A 16,869-nucleotide genomic window follows, 5' to 3' on the forward strand; every position below is an offset into this window, starting at 1 on the left:
TGTTGGTCGTGGCCTGCCCCCGGTCCAAGTTGGCTGAGGCCTGACCCCGGGCCGTCTTGGTCGAGGTCTGGCCCCGGCCGCAGCGGTCGTGGCCCGATCCCGATCCCGGCCCCGATCCCGGCCCCGGCCCCGGCCACGGCGGCCGGGGTCAGGCCCCCACCGGACGTGCCACGGGTTGTGGCACGTCGGAGTCTTGCCGCCCGGTAGCGTCTGCACGCGGCATCGGCGGCCGGCGGCGATGCCGGTCGGCCGGTCGGGCCGGCGGGCGAGGGGAGCGTGCGGGATGCAGGCACTGGGGGCGGACGACCCGCGCCAGGTGGGCGGGTACCGGTTGCTGAGGCGGCTCGGCGCGGGCGGGATGGGCCGGGTCTACCTCGGCCGGACGGCCGGCGGGCGCACGGTGGCGGTCAAGGTGGTCCGCGGCGAGCTGGCCGAGGACGCCGAGTTCCGGGCCCGGTTCCGGCAGGAGGTCGCTGCGGCCCGCCGGGTCGGCGGCGCCTGGACCGCGCCCGTGCTGGACGCGGACACCGAGGGCGAACACCCGTGGGTGGCCACCGGGTACGTGGCCGGGCCGGCGCTCGGCGGCGCCGTCCGGGAGTTCGGGCCGCTGTCGGAAGCCGCCACGCGGGCGCTCGGGGTCGGGCTGGCCGAGGCGCTGGAGCACGTGCACGGGCTGGGCCTGGTGCACCGAGACGTCAAACCGTCGAACGTGCTGCTCACCCTGGACGGGCCCCGGCTGATCGACTTCGGCATCGCCCGGGCCTTGGACGCGACCAGTGGGTTCACCCGGTCCGGTTACGTGGTGGGCTCGCCCGGCTTCATGTCGCCGGAACAGGCGAACGGGCTGCCCGCAGGGGCGCCCAGCGACGTGTTCTCGCTCGGTGCGGTCCTCGCCTTCGCGGCCACCGGGGTCCACCCCTTCGGCGAGGGCGTGAGCGTGGCGGTGCTGCTCTACCGGGTGCTCCACGAGGAACCGGACCTCTCCGGGCTGGCCGAACCCCTCCGCTCCGTCGTGCTCGCCTGTCTGGCCAAGGATCCGGCGGCCCGTCCCACCCCGCGGCAGCTGCGGGACCGGCTGGACGCCGACGGCGGGGCCACCGTCCGGCTGGGGCGGGGCGGCTGGCTGCCGCCCGCCCTGGCGGCGGCGGTCGGACGCAGCGCGGTCGGGCTGCTGGACCTGGAGGGGGACCCGGAGGACGGACCCGTTGCGCCGCTCGGCGCTCCGGTCAGCGCTCCGGCCTCGCCGGCCTCGCCGGCCTCGCCGGCCTCCCCGGCCGCTCCCGTCGCTCCGCTCGGTGCTCCGTCCGGTGCTCAGGTCGGCGTTCCGGCGGAGGTGCCGCCGCTGTGGACTCCTACGGTCGGTAGCGGGGTGCCGGTCGGCGGCGCGGCACCGGTCGGGGCCGGAGCACCGGCCGGTACCGGGCGACCGGTCTGGCCGGGGCCCTGGACGGGGCCGTTGCCGCTGCCCGAACAACGGGCGCAGTGGGTGAAGGAGCGGCAGGCGCCGCGCTGGGCGGTCGCGGTCGTGGGGGTGACGGCGGCCGTACTGGTGCTCGTGGCCTTCAAGTTCGGGCTCTTCGACTCGTCGGGGAGTCAGGACCTGGCGACCACGCCCACCACCACGGCCGCCTCCACGCCGGCCGGCACGACCGGCGTCACCCAGCCGCCTCCCGTGACGACCCCGCCCGTGACGGCCCCGCCCGTGACGACCCCGTCAGCGGCCGCCGCGTCCACCGCCGCCAAGCCCGGGGGCCCCAGCGTCGTGCCGGCCGTCTTCCTCGGCACGTGGAGCGGGGAGATGACCAGCGAGAAGGGGCTGCCCGCCGGCACCACCACGCTGGTGATCGGTCCGGCCGCGATCGGACAGGAGAACACCACCAGCCGCAACGCCGTCACCGGACTGCTCTCCGTCTCCTGCGAGGGGGCCTGGACGCTCAACTCGGCGTCGCCGGAGAAGCTGGTGTTCACCTCCCGGCTGGTCCGCTCCTCGATCCCGGGGGCGTGCACCGGCGGGTCCAACGCGGAGACGCTCACCCTCCAGAGCGACGGGACCATCCGCTTCACCTCTGCCGACCCACCGGCCGGGAACCCGGCCGGGACGATGCGGAGGGCGGGCTGAGGGGAAGGCGGGTTGCGTGGACGGCGGGTGGAGCGGCACGCGGGCTGAGGAGAGCGGGGCGGTGTGCCGGGGCGACGGGATACGGGCGGCGGTGTGCCGGTGTGCAGGTGTGCCTGCGCGCCCGGGTGACGGGTCGGCGCGAGCCGGGGCAGCGGGCTGACGCAGCGGCCGGAATGCCCTGGCGTAGGCTGGTTCGGCCGTACCCGGAAGCCTCCGGAAGCACTGGAACACGCAGCAGTACCCGAGAGAGAGAAGGCCGCCAGGTGTCCGAGCTCGCAGCGACCACCCTCGATGCGCCCAGCACCGACCTGCAGGCCGTGCTCGACCGGGCCGCGGCCGGCGGCCGGATCACTCCGGAGGAGGCGCTGGAGCTGTACCGCTCGGCGCCGCTGCACGCGCTCGGTTCCGCCGCCGACACGGTGCGCCGCCGCCGCTACGCCGGCACCGAGCACATCGCGACGTACATCATCGAGCGCAACATCAACTACACGAACGTCTGCGTGACGGCGTGCAAGTTCTGCGCCTTCTACGTTCCGCCGAAGAGCGACAAGGGCTGGTCCCGCGACCTCGACGAGATCCTGCGCCGTTGCGCGGAGACGGTCGAGCTGGGCGGCACCCAGGTCATGTTCCAGGGCGGCCACCACCCGGACTACGGCGTGGAGTACTACGAGCGCGCCTTCGCGGCCATCAAGGCGGACTTCCCGCAGCTGGTGATCCACTCGCTCGGCGCGTCCGAGGTCGAGCACATGTCCCGGATCTCGGGCGTCTCCATCGAGGAGGCCATCACCCGGATCCACAAGGCGGGCCTGGACTCCTTCGCGGGTGCCGGCGCCGAGCTGCTCCCGGAGCGGCCGCGCAAGGCGATCGCGCCGCTCAAGGAGTCCGGCGAGCGCTGGCTGGAGATCATGGAGGTCTCCCACGGCCTGGGCGTGGAGTCCACCTCCACCATGCTGATGGGCACCGGCGAGACCAACGCCGAGCGGATCGAGCACCTGCGGATGATCCGCGACGTGCAGGACCGCACCGGCGGCTTCCGGGCCTTCATCCCGTACACCTACCAGCCGCAGAACAACCACCTGAAGGGCTCGACCCAGGCGACGGTCTTCGAGTACCTGCGGATGATCGCGATCGCGCGGCTCTTCCTCGACAACGTCGCCCACATCCAGGGCTCCTGGCTGACCACCGGCAAGGAGGCCGGCCAGCTGTCGCTGCACTACGGCGCCGACGACCTGGGCTCGGTCATGCTGGAGGAGAACGTGGTCTCGGCGGCCGGCGCCAAGCACCGCTCCAACCTCACCGAGCTGATCCACCTGATCCGCTCCGCCGACCGCGTCCCGGCCCAGCGTTCCACCACGTACGAGCACCTGCGGGTACTGGACGACCCGGCCAACGACCCGGTCGACCCGCGGGTCGCCTCGCACATCGCCTCCACCGCGATCGAGGGCGGCACCGCGCACCCCGAGCTGAAGATCCTCAACAACGGCTGAGGGCTTCCCTCGTCCGTGTTGATCCCGCCGTCATGGTGACCGTGCTGCCGTGTTGACCCTGCACCGGGCGGCCCTCGTGCTGCCCGACCCGGCCGACCCCACCGCCCCGCCGCTCGCCGACGGGGCGGTGCTGGTGCGTGACGGGCGGATCGCCGCCCTCGGCCCGTACCGGGCGCTGGCCGCCGCCCACCCGGGGGCCCGGCTGCGGGACTGGGGCGACGCCCTGCTCACGGCCGGCCTGCGCAACCCGTACGGACACTGGCTGCTGGAGTGCGCGTACCACCCGGACCCGCGCGAGGGGGTCGGGGACGAGCCGGTGCCCGGGGGCCTGGCCGGTACGACGGACGAGGCGCGTTGTGGCGCGAGCGCCCGGCGTGGGCTGCAGCGGATGCTCGGGTTCGGGGTGACCGCGGTGGCCGGACCGTTCGAGCGCGCCTCGGTGCGGACGGCGGTGGCCCGCTCGGGGCTGGCGGCGCTGCCCGGCTCGGCCGGGGACGAGGGCCCGCTGGACCCGCTCGCCGTGCTGCCGCTCGGTGCGGCGGCGCACGGCCGGCTGACGGGTGACGGGCCGGCGGACTTCGCGGTGTTCGCGCTGACTGCGGGGCAGGGCGCGGCGGCGGCCGGTGGGGAGGCGGCCGGTGGGGAGGCGGTGCGCCCCGGTGGGTGCCTGGCCACCGTGCTGGCCGGGCGGCTGGTGTACCGGCGGCGCTGATTGCCGGCGGCGCTGATCGCCGGTAGTGGGGCGGGAGTCGGTGGCTGGTGGGCGGTGGCTGGTGGGCGGGGGTCGGGCGTCGAGTGCCGGGCGGGCGTCGGGTGTCGGTCCAGGGGCGAGTGCCGGTCGAGAGTTGCCCGGCGATCTCCGGCTACCCGCGGGTAGCCGGACTCCCGTGCAGTGCAGGGGACTTCCTTCGTGTGCCGTCGAACTCCGCTTCCGGCTATATCGTCTGATTCACCCTTCGCCGTGACCTGAGGGCCCGCCAGCGGATACGATCCCGGACAGCTCACTCCGTACCCTCACCACACACCGCCCGCCCCCGCGGGTGGCGGGGCCCCGTCCCAGGTCCCGAAGGCAAGCCAGGACAGGAACCATGCGATCCGCGACCGTCCCCCCGCCGCGCTCCCCGCGGTTGGGCCGTGGCTGGTACCTCACCGCCGTGCTCAGCGCCGTGCTGGCCGTCGGCATGTGCCTGCTCGGTTGGCGTCAGGCCGAGCAGGCCGACCGGATCGGCGCCAACCCGGTGAGAGTCGACGGCGTCGTCACCCAGCTGCCCACCGGCGGCGGCTCGTACTCCACCGTCAGCTACCGGGCCGCCGGCCAGTCGCACACCGCGGCCGCACTGCCGTTGGCCGACGGCACCAAGGTCGGCGACGCGGTCTGCCTGGAGCACGCCGCCGACGACCCGGGCGCGGTCCGGATCTGCGGCGACACCTACCCGCAGCCGGTCGGCGTCGGTCTGGCCCGGATCAGCGTGCCGGTGGCCGGGCTGCTCTTCCTGGTCTGCGTGCTGCGGATCCGCCGGCACCGCCGGGCGGTCGCGATCCGGAGCGGTCAGGGACGCTTCGCCACCACCGTGGCGCTCGCCGCGGGCGCGCTGCCGGACGGGATGCCCGCGATAACGCAGGGCAAGCGCTCGCGCCGCAAGCGCCGTGCGAGCGGGCGGCGCGGCCTGCACTGAGGCCTGCGCCGACGCCGTACTGCGGCCTGTGCTGAGGCCTGTACCAACGCCTGCAGCAACGCCTGTACCAACGCCTGTGCCGAGGCTGGCGCCGGGGGCGGGGCCCGCTCCGGGGCTGGGGTCAGAGGTCGGTACCGGGCCGGTGCCGGGGCCGGGCGCCGGGGTCTTGTGCGGCGGGCGGCGTGCCCCCTTGCCCGGGCCGTCGGCGCCAGGGTGAACAATGGGGGCGTGACCCGAGCCTCTCTGGACAAGCAGCCGCACGAAGTCGCCGCCATGTTCGACGACGTCGCGGCCAAGTACGACCGCACCAACGACGTGATCTCCCTCGGTCAGGCGCGCGCCTGGCGCCGGGCGGTGGCCGAGGCGGTGGCCGCAGGACCGGGGGACCTCGTGCTCGACCTCGGTGCCGGCACCGGCACCTCCTCGCTGCCCTTCGTCGAGGCCGGGGCCAAGGTCGTCCCGTGCGACTTCTCGGTGGGCATGCTCTCGGAGGGCAAGCGCCGCCACCCCGAGCTTCCGCTGACCGCGGGGGACGCCACCAGCCTGCCGTTCGCGGACGACACCTTCGACGCGGTGACGATCTCCTTCGCGCTGCGCAACGTCCACGACACCGACGCCGCGCTGAGCGAGATGTTCCGGGTCACCAAGCCCGGCGGCAAGCTGGTGATCTGCGAGTTCTCGACGCCGACCTGGACGCCGTTCCGCACGGTCTACACCGAGTACCTGATGCGCGCGCTGCCGCCGGTCGCCACCGCGGTCAGCAGCAACCCGGACGCGTACGTCTACCTCGCCGAGTCCATCCGCGCCTGGCCCGACCAGCCCGAGCTGGCCGCGAAGCTCCAGGCGGCCGGCTGGTCCAAGGTCGCCTGGCGCAACCTGACCGGCGGGATCGTCGCGCTGCACCGCGCTTACAAGGTCTCCGCGTAGGACCTCTCTGCGCCTTCCGGCGGGCCCTACGCCTCGTGGCGGGCCCGCCGGTCGCGTCTTGCCGGCAGCGTCCTGGTGGGTGGATCGCGCTGGCCGGGGCTCGTCGGGTGGGGTCCGGTGAGGCCGTGTGCGGCCGTCCAGCCTTCGGCACCCGGTCGGGCCCGTCCTGGTGACGGTTGCGGTCCGCCGCGAGGGTCTTGTCCCCGGTCGGGGTGATGGCGAACGTGCGGGCCACCCCGCCGTCCGGGTCCGGATCCGCTGGACCACGCCGGCGCGCAGCATCGCCGCCGCCTGCCGGTTCACGGTGGAGGCGTTCAGTTGGAACGCCTCCACGAGCTGCTGATCCGGTGCTGGGACGGGTGGTGGTTCGGGAGTCGCTTTGGGAGGCGGCTCGCGAGTCAGTTCGGGAGCCGCTCCGGGAGGCGCTTCGGGAGCCGGTTCGGGAGTCGGTTCGGCGTCCGGCTGTTCGTCCGCGGCTGGTGCCGCCGTCGGATCCGGTCCCGAGGACGGCAACTAGACTGCCGGGGACAGCCGCCGTCCCCCAGCCGCAGCTCCAGGAGAGTGCCCACCGTGTCCGAGACCGCAGCCGACCTGACGAAGCCGGACAGCCCCGTGGAGAGCACCGCGGACGTCATCGTGGTCGGCGCAGGCCCGGCCGGCTCCACCACCGCGTACTACCTGGCCCAGGCCGGCCTCGACGTCCTGCTGCTGGAGAAGACCTCGTTCCCGCGTGAGAAGGTCTGCGGCGACGGCCTGACCCCGCGCGCCACCAAGCAGCTGGTCGACATGGGCATCGACGTGTCGGTGGAGAACGGCTGGCTGCACAACAAGGGCCTGCGGATCATCGGCGGCGGTGTCCGGCTCGAACTCGACTGGCCGGAGCTGTCGGCCTTCCCCGACTACGGCCTGGTGCGCAAGCGCGCCGACTTCGACGAGCTGCTCGCCCGTCAGGCCGAGAAGGCGGGCGCGCGGCTGTACGAGCGGTGCAACGTCAGCGGCCCGGTGCTGGACGACCGGACCGGCCGGATCGTCGGCGTCACCGCCCGGCTCGGGGAGGAGAAGCGCGAGGTGACGTTCCGGGCCCCGCTGGTCGTCGCCGCCGACGGCAACTCCACCCGGCTCTCGCTCGCCATGGGCCTGCACCGCCGCGAGGACCGCCCGATGGGCGTCGCCTACCGGACGTACTTCACCTCCCCGCGCCACGACGACGACTACCTCGAGTCCTGGCTGGAGCTGTGGGACACCCGCGGCGGCGAGCGCAAGCTGCTGCCCGGCTACGGCTGGGTCTTCGGCATGGGCGACGGGACCTCCAACGTCGGCCTCGGCATCCTCAACTCCTCGCCCGCCTTCGGCGAGCTGGACTGGCGCGAGGTGCTCAAGGCCTGGTGCGCGAGCATGCCGGAGGAATGGGGCTACACCCCGGAGAACATGACCGACCCGATCCGCGGCGCCGCCCTGCCGATGGCCTTCAACCGGCAGCCGCACTACACCCGCGGCCTGCTGCTCGTCGGCGACGCCGGCGGCATGGTCAACCCGTTCAACGGCGAGGGCATCGCCTACGCGATGGAATCCGGGCAGATCGCCGCCGGCGTCATCGTCCAGGCCAACGCCCGGGTCACCGACGCCGGTCGTGAGCGCGCCCTCCAGGCCTACCCGCGCATCCTCAAGGACGTCTACGGCGGCTACTACACGATGGGCCGCGCCTTCGTGAAGCTCATCGGCAACCCCAAGGTCATGCAGCTCGCCACCCAGCGCGGCCTGACCCACCCGATGCTGATGAAGTTCGTCCTCAAGATGCTCGCCAACCTGACCGACCCGCAGGGTGGCGACGCCATGGACCGCATCATCAACGGCCTCGCCCGGGTCGCCCCGAACGCGTGACGGGTGTCGCGTGATGCGTGTCGCGTGACGGGTGTCGTGTGACCGGTGCCGGTGCCGGTGCCGGTGCTGGTGGTTGTGGCGGGTGGCGGTCGTCGGCTGACGGGTGCCGCTGCCCGCCCCCGGCCCCGGCAGGGGGCGGGGACGGGCCAGGGCGGGGGCGGTTCAGCCGGTCGCGCGCACGTAGATGTCGGCGCCTTGCGGTGAGCCGGCTGCCGCGGTGACGACGAAGATCTGCCGCTTGTCCGTCCCCGTCTGCCGCACCAGAGGAGCCTCGGCCGGCTCCTCCCCGGGAAACGCCGCCCGCAGATCGTCCGGGATCGGCGCCGGGGCGCCGGGCTGCGGCAGGTCGTAGACCCGGAGGAAGTCGTCCACGTTGGAGTCCGGGCCGGCCTGCACCTGGTAGTGGAGGTAGCCCGCCCGCGTTCCGTCGGGCAGTCGGCCGAACACGGCCTCCGCCGGGACGTAGTACCGCCCCTTGCCCGGGTTCTGCCGGTAGTGCAGGGTTGCCAGCTTCTCTGCTCGGTCGGCGTCGGTCTCGGGTGGGTGGACGGTCGCCACCATCACCTGCGCGATCCAGCCGACGGCGACGACGGTGAACGCCAGGCAGATCCCGATCCCCCACACCAGCGCCCGTCGGATCCCGGGCCGCCGCTGCACCCCGGGCACCGCTTCGCCGATCCACCCGCCGGTCTTGGCTGCCATCCGATGCCCCCAGGATTCGTCCGCCACCGACGACCGTAGGGGGCCTGGCCGGGCCGGGGCATCCGTAGAAGTACTCAGATTGCGGGCCGCCGCGCGGTGGCGTTGGGTTGCGAGCTGCCCGCAGCCACGATCGCCGGGGCGCGGGATGTCCGTGACGTTGGCCGGGTGCGAGGCGGGTGTGCAGCAGTCGCCGTGATCGCGGTGATCGCGGTGATCGCCGTGACCGCCGTGACCGTGGTGATCGCCGTGTGCGCGGCTACTCCGGGCGGCGGCTGGCGGTGGAGCGCTGCTCGACGTACGCGAGGCGGTCGGCGAAGACCTGGGCGGCGTCCGGAGTGAGGGTGCGGAGGGCGACGAGGGCGGAGAAGACGACGTCGCAGAGTTCGTGCTGGACGTCCTCCCAGGTGTGGGTGACCCCCTTGCGGGGGTTCTGTCCGGTGGCTCCTACCACCGCGGCGCCGACCTCGCCGACCTCCTCGGACAGCTTGAGGATGCGGAGCAGCCGTTCCTCCTGAGGGGAGAGCCGGCTCTCGTCGTCCAGCCAGGCGACCAGGTGGTCGACGCTCTCCCAGATCCTGCTGTCCATGCGCGCGGCTCCCGTACGGCTCGGTGACGCTGACCACCGTACGGGAGCCTGGCGGTCGCCGGGCGGGCCGGTTCAGCGGGAGCTGATCTTCACGTTGCGGATGTTCACCGGGAGCGTGGGGAACCCGTCGCCCGGATTGTTCTGGTCGTCCTCGCCGCCCGCCGCGATCTTCTGCAGGACGTCGAGGCCCGCGGTGATCCGCCCGAACGGGGTGTAGGCGGGGGAGAGCTTGGTGTCCTTCCAGACGAAGAAGAACTGGCTGCCGTTGGTGTTCGGACCGGCGTTGGCCATGGCCACGGTTCCGGCGGGGTAGGTGGCGCCGGTCAGGTTCTCGTCCGGGAAGGAGTAGCCGGGGCCGCCGCTGCCGGTTCCGGTCGGGTCGCCGCACTGGAGGACGAAGATCCGCTGCGTGGTGAGGCGGTGGCAATGACTGCGGTCGAAGTAGTCGTGCTCGGCGAGGAAGCGGAACGAGAAGGTGGTGCAGGGGGCTTCCGCGGTCAGGGCCTGGAAAGTGATCGCTCCCTGGCTGGTCTTCAGCGTCGCGCTGTAGGGCTTGGCGGCCTTCTTCGCGTCGAAGACCGGGATGCCCTTGAAGTTGTCGGCCGGCACGGCCGGGGTGTACGTGCACGTGGCGGGCGCGGTCGGCGTCTGGGCCGCGCCCGGCGGGGTCTCCGCGGCGGCGGTGCCGGTGGTCGCGACGAGCGGGAGGACGGTGGCGACGGCGAACAACGCCCAGTGCTTGCGCTTCACTTGACGGGCCTTCCGGGGGGTGGTGGACGGCGATGTTGTCATGGCGACATCATCCACGGCGCAAAGTGGTTCCGGTAGACGTCGGGGGCGGGCGGCGCAGAGAGGGAGGTGTGAGCGGGCCGGGGTGGGTGGTGCGGCGAGGGGTGCGTGAGCAGGTCGGGGAGGGTGGCCTCAGCGGTTGGGGGAGCGGTCCGGGGTGGATGAACCGGGGGGGGCGGGCTGGGGTGGATGGACCGGGGGGAGCGGGCCGGGGTGGGTGGTGCGGGGTGAGTGGTGTGGATCAGTCGGCCTCTGTGGCGAACAGGCCTGCGCGGGCGGCGAGGGTGGCGGCGTCGGCTGCTCGCTCGGCGGTGCGGGCGTCCAGTGGCTCGCCGGTGACGAACAGGCGGTAGTAGATCGGCGCGGTGGCGGCCCGGATCACCTCGGCGCCGTCGGTGTCGGCGGGCAGCTCGCCGCGTTCGACGGCGCGTTCGGCCACCGCGGCGGCTTGCCGGTGGCGTGCTGCGAAGAAGGCGCGGAGGGCGGTTGCGCCGACGTCGGAGCGCTGGGCGGCGGTGATCAGTGCGGTCGGGGTCGGGCCGAGTTCGGGGTCGGTGAAGACGGCGTAGACCTCGTGGGCGATGCGGCGGAGGTCGCCGGCGAGGTCGCCGGTGTCGGGGAGTGGCCAGGGCTGGTCGGCGGAGGCGGTCAGTGCGTCCGCGACCAGGCCGTCCACCCCGTTCCAGCGGCGGTACAGGGTGGCCTTGTGGACGCCGGAGCGGGCTGCGACCGCGTCGACGGTCAGGCCGTCGTAACCCTTCTCGGTGACCTCGGCCAGCGTGGCGGCGACGACGTTCTCGCGCACCCGGGTGCTGCGCCCGCCGGGGCGAGGGGTGGGGGTTCGGGCTTCCTCACTCAAAGTCGACTCCAGTCGCATTAAGACTTGCTGTGGCGGTGCCGCCATGCCATTCTCATCTTAATGCGACTCTGGTCGCATTTCGCGATGTTCGTTGAGCTGCCCAAGGAGTTCCATGGCTGCCACCATCCCCGACCACACCGTGCTTCACCCGCTCGCCGGCCACGACCGCGTCGTGCTGCTGCGCCCACTGGTCAGCGACCCGCGCATCCAGGTCGGCGAATACACCTACTTCGACGACCCGGACGGTGCCACTCGGTTCGTGGAGCGCAACGTCCTCTATGCGTACGGGCCCGAGCGGCTGGTGATCGGCAAGTACTGCGCGATCGCCACCGGCACCCGATTCCTGATGGCCGGCGCCGCTCACCCCACCGTCGGAGTCTCCACCTTTCCGTTCACCATGTTCGGCGGCACCTGGACCGAGCGGACGCTGGACATCGTCACGGGCCTCCCGAGCCGGGGTGACACCGTGGTCGGCAACGACGTCTGGTTCGGCTACGGCGCCACCGTCCTGCCCGGTGTCCGGATCGGCGACGGCGCGATCATCGCCGCCGGTTCCGTGGTCACCTCCGATGTCGAGCCGTACACCGTCGTCGGCGGAAACCCCGCCCGCCCGATTCGTCGGCGCTTCGACGATGCGGACGTCGACCGCCTGCTGCGCGCCGCCTGGTGGGACTGGCCGGTCGAACTCGTCACCGAACACGTCCGCGTCATCATGTCCGGCACGCCCGCCGACATCGAGGCCGTCGCCGCAGCCCACGGTCTGCTGGCCGGCTGAGGCCGGACGTTGGGAGGCCGGACGTTGGGAGGTCGGACGTTGGGAGGTCGGACGTTGGGAGGTCGGACGTTGGGAGATCGGGCGATGGGAACGGGATACGCGCGGCGCGGGAGCGCAAGGGTGCGGCGACGGGCGGCGCCCGAAAGCCGTTGATCGCCGGCGGTCGGGTGCGCGAAGATGGCGGGCCTTTGCTGGGGGGCTTGCCCTGGCCCGAGATCCGTCCGATGTCGTACGGGAATCTCCTCGTCGGTTCCGTTCGCTCCGGAGGGTTCCTGTCCATGCGTGGTTCGTCGTCCTTCCTTCGTGATGTGCCCGTACTGCTGGTGGCAGTGGTGTGGGGATCGAGCTTTCTGGCCGTCCAGCAGGTGGCCGAACCGGGGACGGTGGTGGCGATGCTGGTGCTGAGGTTCGGCCTGGTGCTGCCGGTGCTGGGACTGGCGGCATGGCGGGGGCTGCGGGGGATGGGCCGGGCCGAGTGGCTGGGCGGTGCGGTGCTGGGGCTGGTGCTCGGCGGCGTCTTTCTGCTGGAGACCTACGGTGCGGTGCACACCTCGGCCACCAACGCCGGTCTGATCATCAGTCTCACCATGGTGTTCACTCCTCTCGCGGAGAGCGCGCTTGCCCGGACGCCGCTGCCGCGGGCCTTCCTTGCCGCGGCCGGGCTGGCGGTGGCCGGCGTCGCCCTTCTCACCGGGGGCGGTGGGCTGAAGGCGCCCTCGCTGGGCGATCTGCTGGTGCTCGGTGCCGCGGTGGTGCGGACCGTGCACGTACTGGCGATGGCTCGCCTCCGGTCCATCCGGGACACCGACTCGTTGGCCCTCACCTGGGTCCAACTCGCGACCGCGACAGTGGTTTTCGCCGTCGTCGCGCCGTTCGCCGGACCGCTGCCGTGGACGGTCGCCGCCTCGTACGGCCCCGCCCAGTGGGCTTGGCTGCTGCATCTCGCCCTGCTCTGCACGCTGTTCGCCTTCTTCGTGCAGATGTGGGCCGTCCGCACCACCTCACCGTCCAGGGTCAGCCTGCTGCTCGGCACCGAACCGCTCTGGGCCGCCGTCTTCGGCATCACACTCGCCGGCAACCACCTCGGCCCGCTCGCGCTCCTGGGCGGCGCTCTCGTCCTGGTTGCCACCGAATGGGGCCGCCGGACCGCCGTCGCTCCGGCCCGGGATGCGGCCGGGGGCGAAGCGCGGGATGCAGCACGAGCGGCGGTGGCCGAGGAGGAGACGGAGCCGACTTCGGCTTCGGCTGCGGTGTAGCGCGGCGCCTTCGTCATCGGCGGCCCAGCGTGCGGCGGGCGTAGGCGAAGGTGACGAGCGCGAGCAAGGGACCCCAGGCGACCAGCGGCAGGTAGCAGAGGGTCATGACGAGCCCGGCAAAGCCGTGCGGGGCTTCGGGGTCGCTCATGTTGCTGCTCCAGCCGCCGAACAGGGCCGCCATCCCGAGCCAGGTCAGGACCACGGAGCCGAGTATGGCCGGGACGATCGCGGCGAGCGGGCGGATCCTGCGGCCTCCTATCAGCGGGATCCAGCGGGGCACCACCTCGCCCCAGGGGCGGACCAGGCCGACGGTGAGGAAGGCGAGCGACTCGGCCAGGGCACTCAGGACCACCACGTACACGGTGCCCCAGCCGGGGTTGTGCCGGGCGGCCAACTCCGCGGTCTCGCCGCTGAAGCCGACCGGGATGCCGAGACCGAACACGATCCGCCAGAGCCCGGAGGGCACGGTGGTCCAGACGGTGGCCTTGGCGGCCAGTTCGGCCCACCGCGGAACGGGGGCCTTGGTGGTGGCCGGTGCGTGTCCGCCGGCAATGGCGGCGGCGCCGGTCGTGGTCCCGGCCCTGTTCGGACGCGCGGCCGGGGTGCGGGTGACGGTGCTCATGGCCGTGGACTCCCCTCTCGACCGGCCCCTGCGGCCGGTTCGACGGGTCAAGCCTGGCGGTCCGCTGCGGCCTGCGGCAGATGCCGATCGGGCTGTTCTTGCTGCTCAGAGGGTGTGCGCAAATATGCCGATCGGCACAGGCGGCCGGGAGTTGAAGTCCGTAGGCTGACCGCGGGAAAGGAGGCGACGATGAGTCAGATTCTGGCGTTGGCGGTCCCGGCGGTCCTGCTGATCGGTTGGGCGGCACGCGGGCGGTACGGGGTGGTGACCGTGACCGGTGCGGCCGGTGCGGTTTCGGTGGCGACCACGGCGGGTGTCTGGGCCGCCGGCCGGTGGGTCGAGGCGGACCGCTGGCCCGGCTTGGTCGGTCTGCTCGAACTCGCCTCCCTGCTCCTGCTGGTGGTGCTGGCGCTGCGGGCCGAGGACGGGAGGCGGTCGGCGGTGGCGGCCTGGACGGTCGGCGGCGCGGTCGCGCTCTGGCCGTCCCGGTTCGACGTGATCGTCGGCGGCCCGCTGGACGCACTGACCCTCTTCGGGTTCGGTTCGGCCTTCACGCTGCCGGTGGTGCTGGCCGGGCTGTACTTGCGCGGGCTGGACGAGACCAGGCGGCGCTCGGTGGCCGCCGCCCGTCGCGTCCAACGGCTGGAACTCGCCCACGACCTGCACGACTTCGTCGCGCACGATGTCAGCGGCATGGTCGCCCAGGCACAGGCGGGCATCGTGCTGGCCGCCTCCGACCCGGCCCGTGCGGCAGCCCTGTTCGAGCGGATAGAGAAGGCCGGGCTGCAGGCGCTGGCCTCGCTCGACCGGACGGTCCACCTGCTGCGCAGCGAGGAGCCGGACGGACCGGAGCGAGGGCCGCAGCCGGGCCTGGCCGAACTCACCGAACTCACCGATCGGTTCGCGGAGTCCGGTGGTGCCACTGTCCGGCTGGACACCCCGGCGGAACAGGTCGGCGTACCCCGGGAGGTGGCGGCGACGGCCTACCGGATCGTGGTCGAGGCGCTGACGAACGTCAGGCGCCACGCGCCCGCCGCGCGAGCGGTGGACGTCAAGGTACGGCGCGAGGGCCGACGGCTGGAGGTCATGGTGCAGGACGACGGTGGCGGTCCGCAGACGTCCGGACCGCGCCTCGGGGAGGTCCGTCGCGGCGGCAGCGGACTGGCCGGGCTGGCGGCCAGGGTCGAGGCGCTGGGCGGGACGCTCTCCTCCGGGCGGGAGAAGACCGGCGGCTGGCGAGTCACTGCAACGATGCCCTTGGAGGGCCGATGAGCATCCGAGTCCTTCTCGCCGATGACGACGAGGCGATCCGCAGTGCGTACCGGATCATTCTGGACGCACAGCCGGACATCGAGGTGGTGGGTGAGGCCGAGGACGGTGCGGTGGCGGTGGAGGAGGCCCGTCGGCTGCGGCCGGACGTGATCCTCGCGGACATCCGGATGCCCCGGTTGGACGGGCTGGAGCTGACCAGGCAGTTGGGCGGGGAGTTCCGGGTGGTCGTGGTCACCACCTTCGACCTGGACGAGTACGTGCACACGGCGATCTGCGCCGGTGCGGCCGGGTTCCTGCTGAAGCGCTCGGGCCCGGCGCTGCTCGCGGAGGCGGTCCGGGCGGCGGTCGCCGGGGATGCGTTGGTCAGCCCGCAGGTTACCGTCCGCCTGCTGCGGCAGCTGTCGCAGCAGGGGCAGGAGCACGATCGCCAGCGGTCGGGACGTCTGGAGCAGGGGAGCAGGGGCAGGCAGGAGAGGAAGGAGACACAGGGCGGGCAGGACCGGCAGGGCCCCGAGTTCATCGAGGAACTCACTCCGCGAGAGAGGGAGATCGCTCAGCTCGTCGCCGGCGGGGCGACCAACGCGGAGATCGGCGCGCAGTTGTTCATCACTGCCGGGACGGTGAAGAACCACCTGGCCACAGTCCAGCGCAAGATCGGCGCCCGGAACCGCGTTGGCATCGCCGCCTGGGTCTGGGAGGCCGGTTCCTAGCCAAGCCCTGGCCTGACGGCCCCACCACCCACCCCAGCGTTCCACCCACCCCACCGTCCGGCGGCGCATGCCACGGCCGCGGCATGCGTCGCCGTGCCGTCGGGCATCCGGACAGCGAGCCGACGAAGCCGGCAGCCGGCGAGGCACACACCCGGCACTAGGCACCCGGTACCCATCAGCAGGCGCCACCGCACCTCCACCGCCCCCGACCCGGCCCCCACCGCACCCGGTGCGGCACCTCCACCGCCCCCGCATCCGCCTCCGCACCCGCCCCGCCCCCGCCGCGCCACTGCCCCCGCCCCCGCCGCGCCCCCGCCCCCGTCCCGGGGCCCGCTCGCGCGCTTGTGAACGAAGGGTCAAGCGGGCGTTCGGAGGCCCGCCACCCCTGCGAGTGAGGCGCTATAACACGTCAACATTGCGCCCAGAAATTTGCCTTGAGCGGAGCATAGTTGATATAGGAGCGCGGCCCTGACCAGCTGCTTCACGCAGAAATGCGACTGGTTGTGACTGTTTGACTTCTTTGCGTTGACAACTCTGGGCATGTTCACTTTCGCCACCATTCCAGGGGTGGCGTAGATCACAAAGATCGTCGTGAACTGCGTGTCGCAGATCACAAGCCGACGGGCATAGGATGCGCTCGTTCCAGGCTTTGTGAACTGCCTCACATGAGGTGGATCTCGGGAACTGGATCGCGGGTCCACCACAGCGTGACCCGTCGGTTCCGATCTGCAGTCAAGGACGACTGGACGGAGGGAGCGGGGGCTATGAATGCCTACGCGCCGATCCTCGTACTCGGTGCCATCGCGGCGGCGTTCGCGGTCGGCTCGGTCGTGATGGCCTCACTGACCGGCCCGAAGCGATACAACCGGGCCAAGTTGGAGGCGTACGAGTGCGGCATCGAGCCGACCCCGCAGCCCGTGGGCGGCGGTCGGTTCCCGATCAAGTACTACCTGACGGCGATGCTCTTCATCGTCTTCGACATCGAGATCGTCTTCCTCTACCCGTGGGCGGTGAGCTTCGACGCCCTGGGGATCTTCGGGCTGGTCGAGATGCTCCTGTTCATCGCCACCGTCTTCGTCGCCTACGCCTACGTCTGGCGTCGCGGCGGCCTGGAGTGGGACTGAGCGCGGGGCGGCCGCTGACTTTGTGAACGGGCGGACAAGCCCGGCGGGGTGCAGCGACCCGAACGGACGGACGAACCACAGGAC

The 16,869-nt window shown here is 72.6% G+C and carries 16 protein-coding genes; 11 read left to right on the top strand and 5 right to left on the bottom strand.

Annotated features, from left to right (window positions below; all coding sequences use genetic code 11):
• The first annotated feature begins 283 nt into the window (after nucleotides 1–283).
• From J5Y04_RS17570 to J5Y04_RS17595, 6 genes are all read left to right on the top strand, one after another.
• Complete coding sequence (locus tag J5Y04_RS17570) at nucleotides 284–2,119, top strand: serine/threonine-protein kinase (RefSeq protein WP_209412974.1); 1,836 nt, start codon at nucleotides 284–286, stop codon at nucleotides 2,117–2,119.
• A gap of 263 nt (nucleotides 2,120–2,382) precedes the next feature.
• Nucleotides 2,383–3,606 (top strand): cyclic dehypoxanthinyl futalosine synthase, encoded by a 1,224-nt coding sequence (gene mqnC, locus J5Y04_RS17575; protein ID WP_209412975.1) that lies wholly within the window; start codon nucleotides 2,383–2,385, stop codon nucleotides 3,604–3,606.
• A gap of 49 nt (nucleotides 3,607–3,655) precedes the next feature.
• A complete protein-coding gene (locus tag J5Y04_RS17580; protein WP_209412976.1) occupies nucleotides 3,656–4,318 on the top strand; it encodes a hypothetical protein in 663 nt (220 codons plus the stop codon).
• 376 nt (nucleotides 4,319–4,694) lie between these two features.
• Nucleotides 4,695–5,282, top strand: a complete 588-nt coding sequence (locus J5Y04_RS17585) for a hypothetical protein (protein WP_209412977.1) — start codon at nucleotides 4,695–4,697, stop codon at nucleotides 5,280–5,282.
• Between the two features lie 228 nt (nucleotides 5,283–5,510).
• Nucleotides 5,511–6,209 (top strand): demethylmenaquinone methyltransferase, encoded by a 699-nt coding sequence (locus J5Y04_RS17590; protein WP_209412978.1) that lies wholly within the window; start codon nucleotides 5,511–5,513, stop codon nucleotides 6,207–6,209.
• A gap of 591 nt (nucleotides 6,210–6,800) precedes the next feature.
• A complete protein-coding gene (locus J5Y04_RS17595) occupies nucleotides 6,801–8,090 on the top strand; it encodes a geranylgeranyl reductase family protein (RefSeq protein WP_148644817.1) in 1,290 nt (429 codons plus the stop codon).
• A gap of 162 nt (nucleotides 8,091–8,252) precedes the next feature.
• On the opposite strand, the gene J5Y04_RS17600 is transcribed toward J5Y04_RS17595, so the two are convergent.
• The 4 genes from J5Y04_RS17600 to J5Y04_RS17615 all read right to left on the bottom strand — a co-directional run bounded on the left by J5Y04_RS17600 (nucleotide 8,253) and on the right by J5Y04_RS17615 (nucleotide 11,026).
• Complete coding sequence (locus J5Y04_RS17600) at nucleotides 8,253–8,792, bottom strand: hypothetical protein (protein ID WP_209412979.1); 540 nt, start codon at nucleotides 8,790–8,792, stop codon at nucleotides 8,253–8,255.
• A 256-nt stretch (nucleotides 8,793–9,048) separates the two neighbouring features.
• A complete protein-coding gene (locus J5Y04_RS17605; RefSeq protein ID WP_209412980.1) occupies nucleotides 9,049–9,378 on the bottom strand; it encodes a MazG-like family protein in 330 nt (109 codons plus the stop codon).
• A 72-nt stretch (nucleotides 9,379–9,450) separates the two neighbouring features.
• Nucleotides 9,451–10,170: a peptidylprolyl isomerase gene (locus tag J5Y04_RS17610; protein ID WP_209412981.1), complete on the bottom strand. Its 720-nt coding sequence runs from the start codon at nucleotides 10,168–10,170 to the stop codon at nucleotides 9,451–9,453.
• Between the two features lie 238 nt (nucleotides 10,171–10,408).
• Nucleotides 10,409–11,026: a TetR/AcrR family transcriptional regulator gene (locus tag J5Y04_RS17615; RefSeq protein ID WP_245204956.1), complete on the bottom strand. Its 618-nt coding sequence runs from the start codon at nucleotides 11,024–11,026 to the stop codon at nucleotides 10,409–10,411.
• Between the two features lie 112 nt (nucleotides 11,027–11,138).
• Here J5Y04_RS17615 and J5Y04_RS17620 point away from each other — a divergent pair, with 112 nt between their 5' ends.
• Nucleotides 11,139–11,801, top strand: coding sequence for a CatB-related O-acetyltransferase (locus J5Y04_RS17620; protein ID WP_209412983.1), 663 nt, complete (start codon nucleotides 11,139–11,141; stop codon nucleotides 11,799–11,801).
• 278 nt (nucleotides 11,802–12,079) lie between these two features.
• Nucleotides 12,080–13,057, top strand: coding sequence for a DMT family transporter (locus tag J5Y04_RS17625; protein WP_209412984.1), 978 nt, complete (start codon nucleotides 12,080–12,082; stop codon nucleotides 13,055–13,057).
• A gap of 13 nt (nucleotides 13,058–13,070) precedes the next feature.
• Here the strand turns inward: J5Y04_RS17625 and J5Y04_RS17630 are convergent, their stop codons facing one another.
• Entirely contained in the window at nucleotides 13,071–13,679 is a 609-nt protein-coding gene (locus J5Y04_RS17630; RefSeq protein WP_245204957.1) for a hypothetical protein, read from the bottom strand.
• Nucleotides 13,680–13,868: 189 nt separating this feature from the next.
• Here J5Y04_RS17630 and J5Y04_RS17635 point away from each other — a divergent pair, with 189 nt between their 5' ends.
• From J5Y04_RS17635 to J5Y04_RS17645, 3 genes are all read left to right on the top strand, one after another.
• Nucleotides 13,869–14,951, top strand: coding sequence for a sensor histidine kinase (locus J5Y04_RS17635; RefSeq protein ID WP_209412985.1), 1,083 nt, complete (start codon nucleotides 13,869–13,871; stop codon nucleotides 14,949–14,951).
• Nucleotides 14,948–15,661 (top strand): response regulator transcription factor, encoded by a 714-nt coding sequence (locus J5Y04_RS17640; RefSeq protein WP_209412986.1) that lies wholly within the window; start codon nucleotides 14,948–14,950, stop codon nucleotides 15,659–15,661. The genes J5Y04_RS17635 and J5Y04_RS17640 overlap by 4 nt, the downstream gene beginning before the upstream one ends.
• Before the next feature lie 764 nt (nucleotides 15,662–16,425).
• Complete coding sequence (locus J5Y04_RS17645) at nucleotides 16,426–16,785, top strand: NADH-quinone oxidoreductase subunit A (RefSeq protein WP_014137597.1); 360 nt, start codon at nucleotides 16,426–16,428, stop codon at nucleotides 16,783–16,785.
• The last annotated feature ends 84 nt before the right edge of the window (nucleotides 16,786–16,869 follow it).

Origin of the sequence: Kitasatospora sp. RG8 (genome assembly GCF_017813315.1) — a bacterium.
Classification (GTDB): Bacteria; Actinomycetota; Actinomycetes; order Streptomycetales; family Streptomycetaceae; genus Kitasatospora.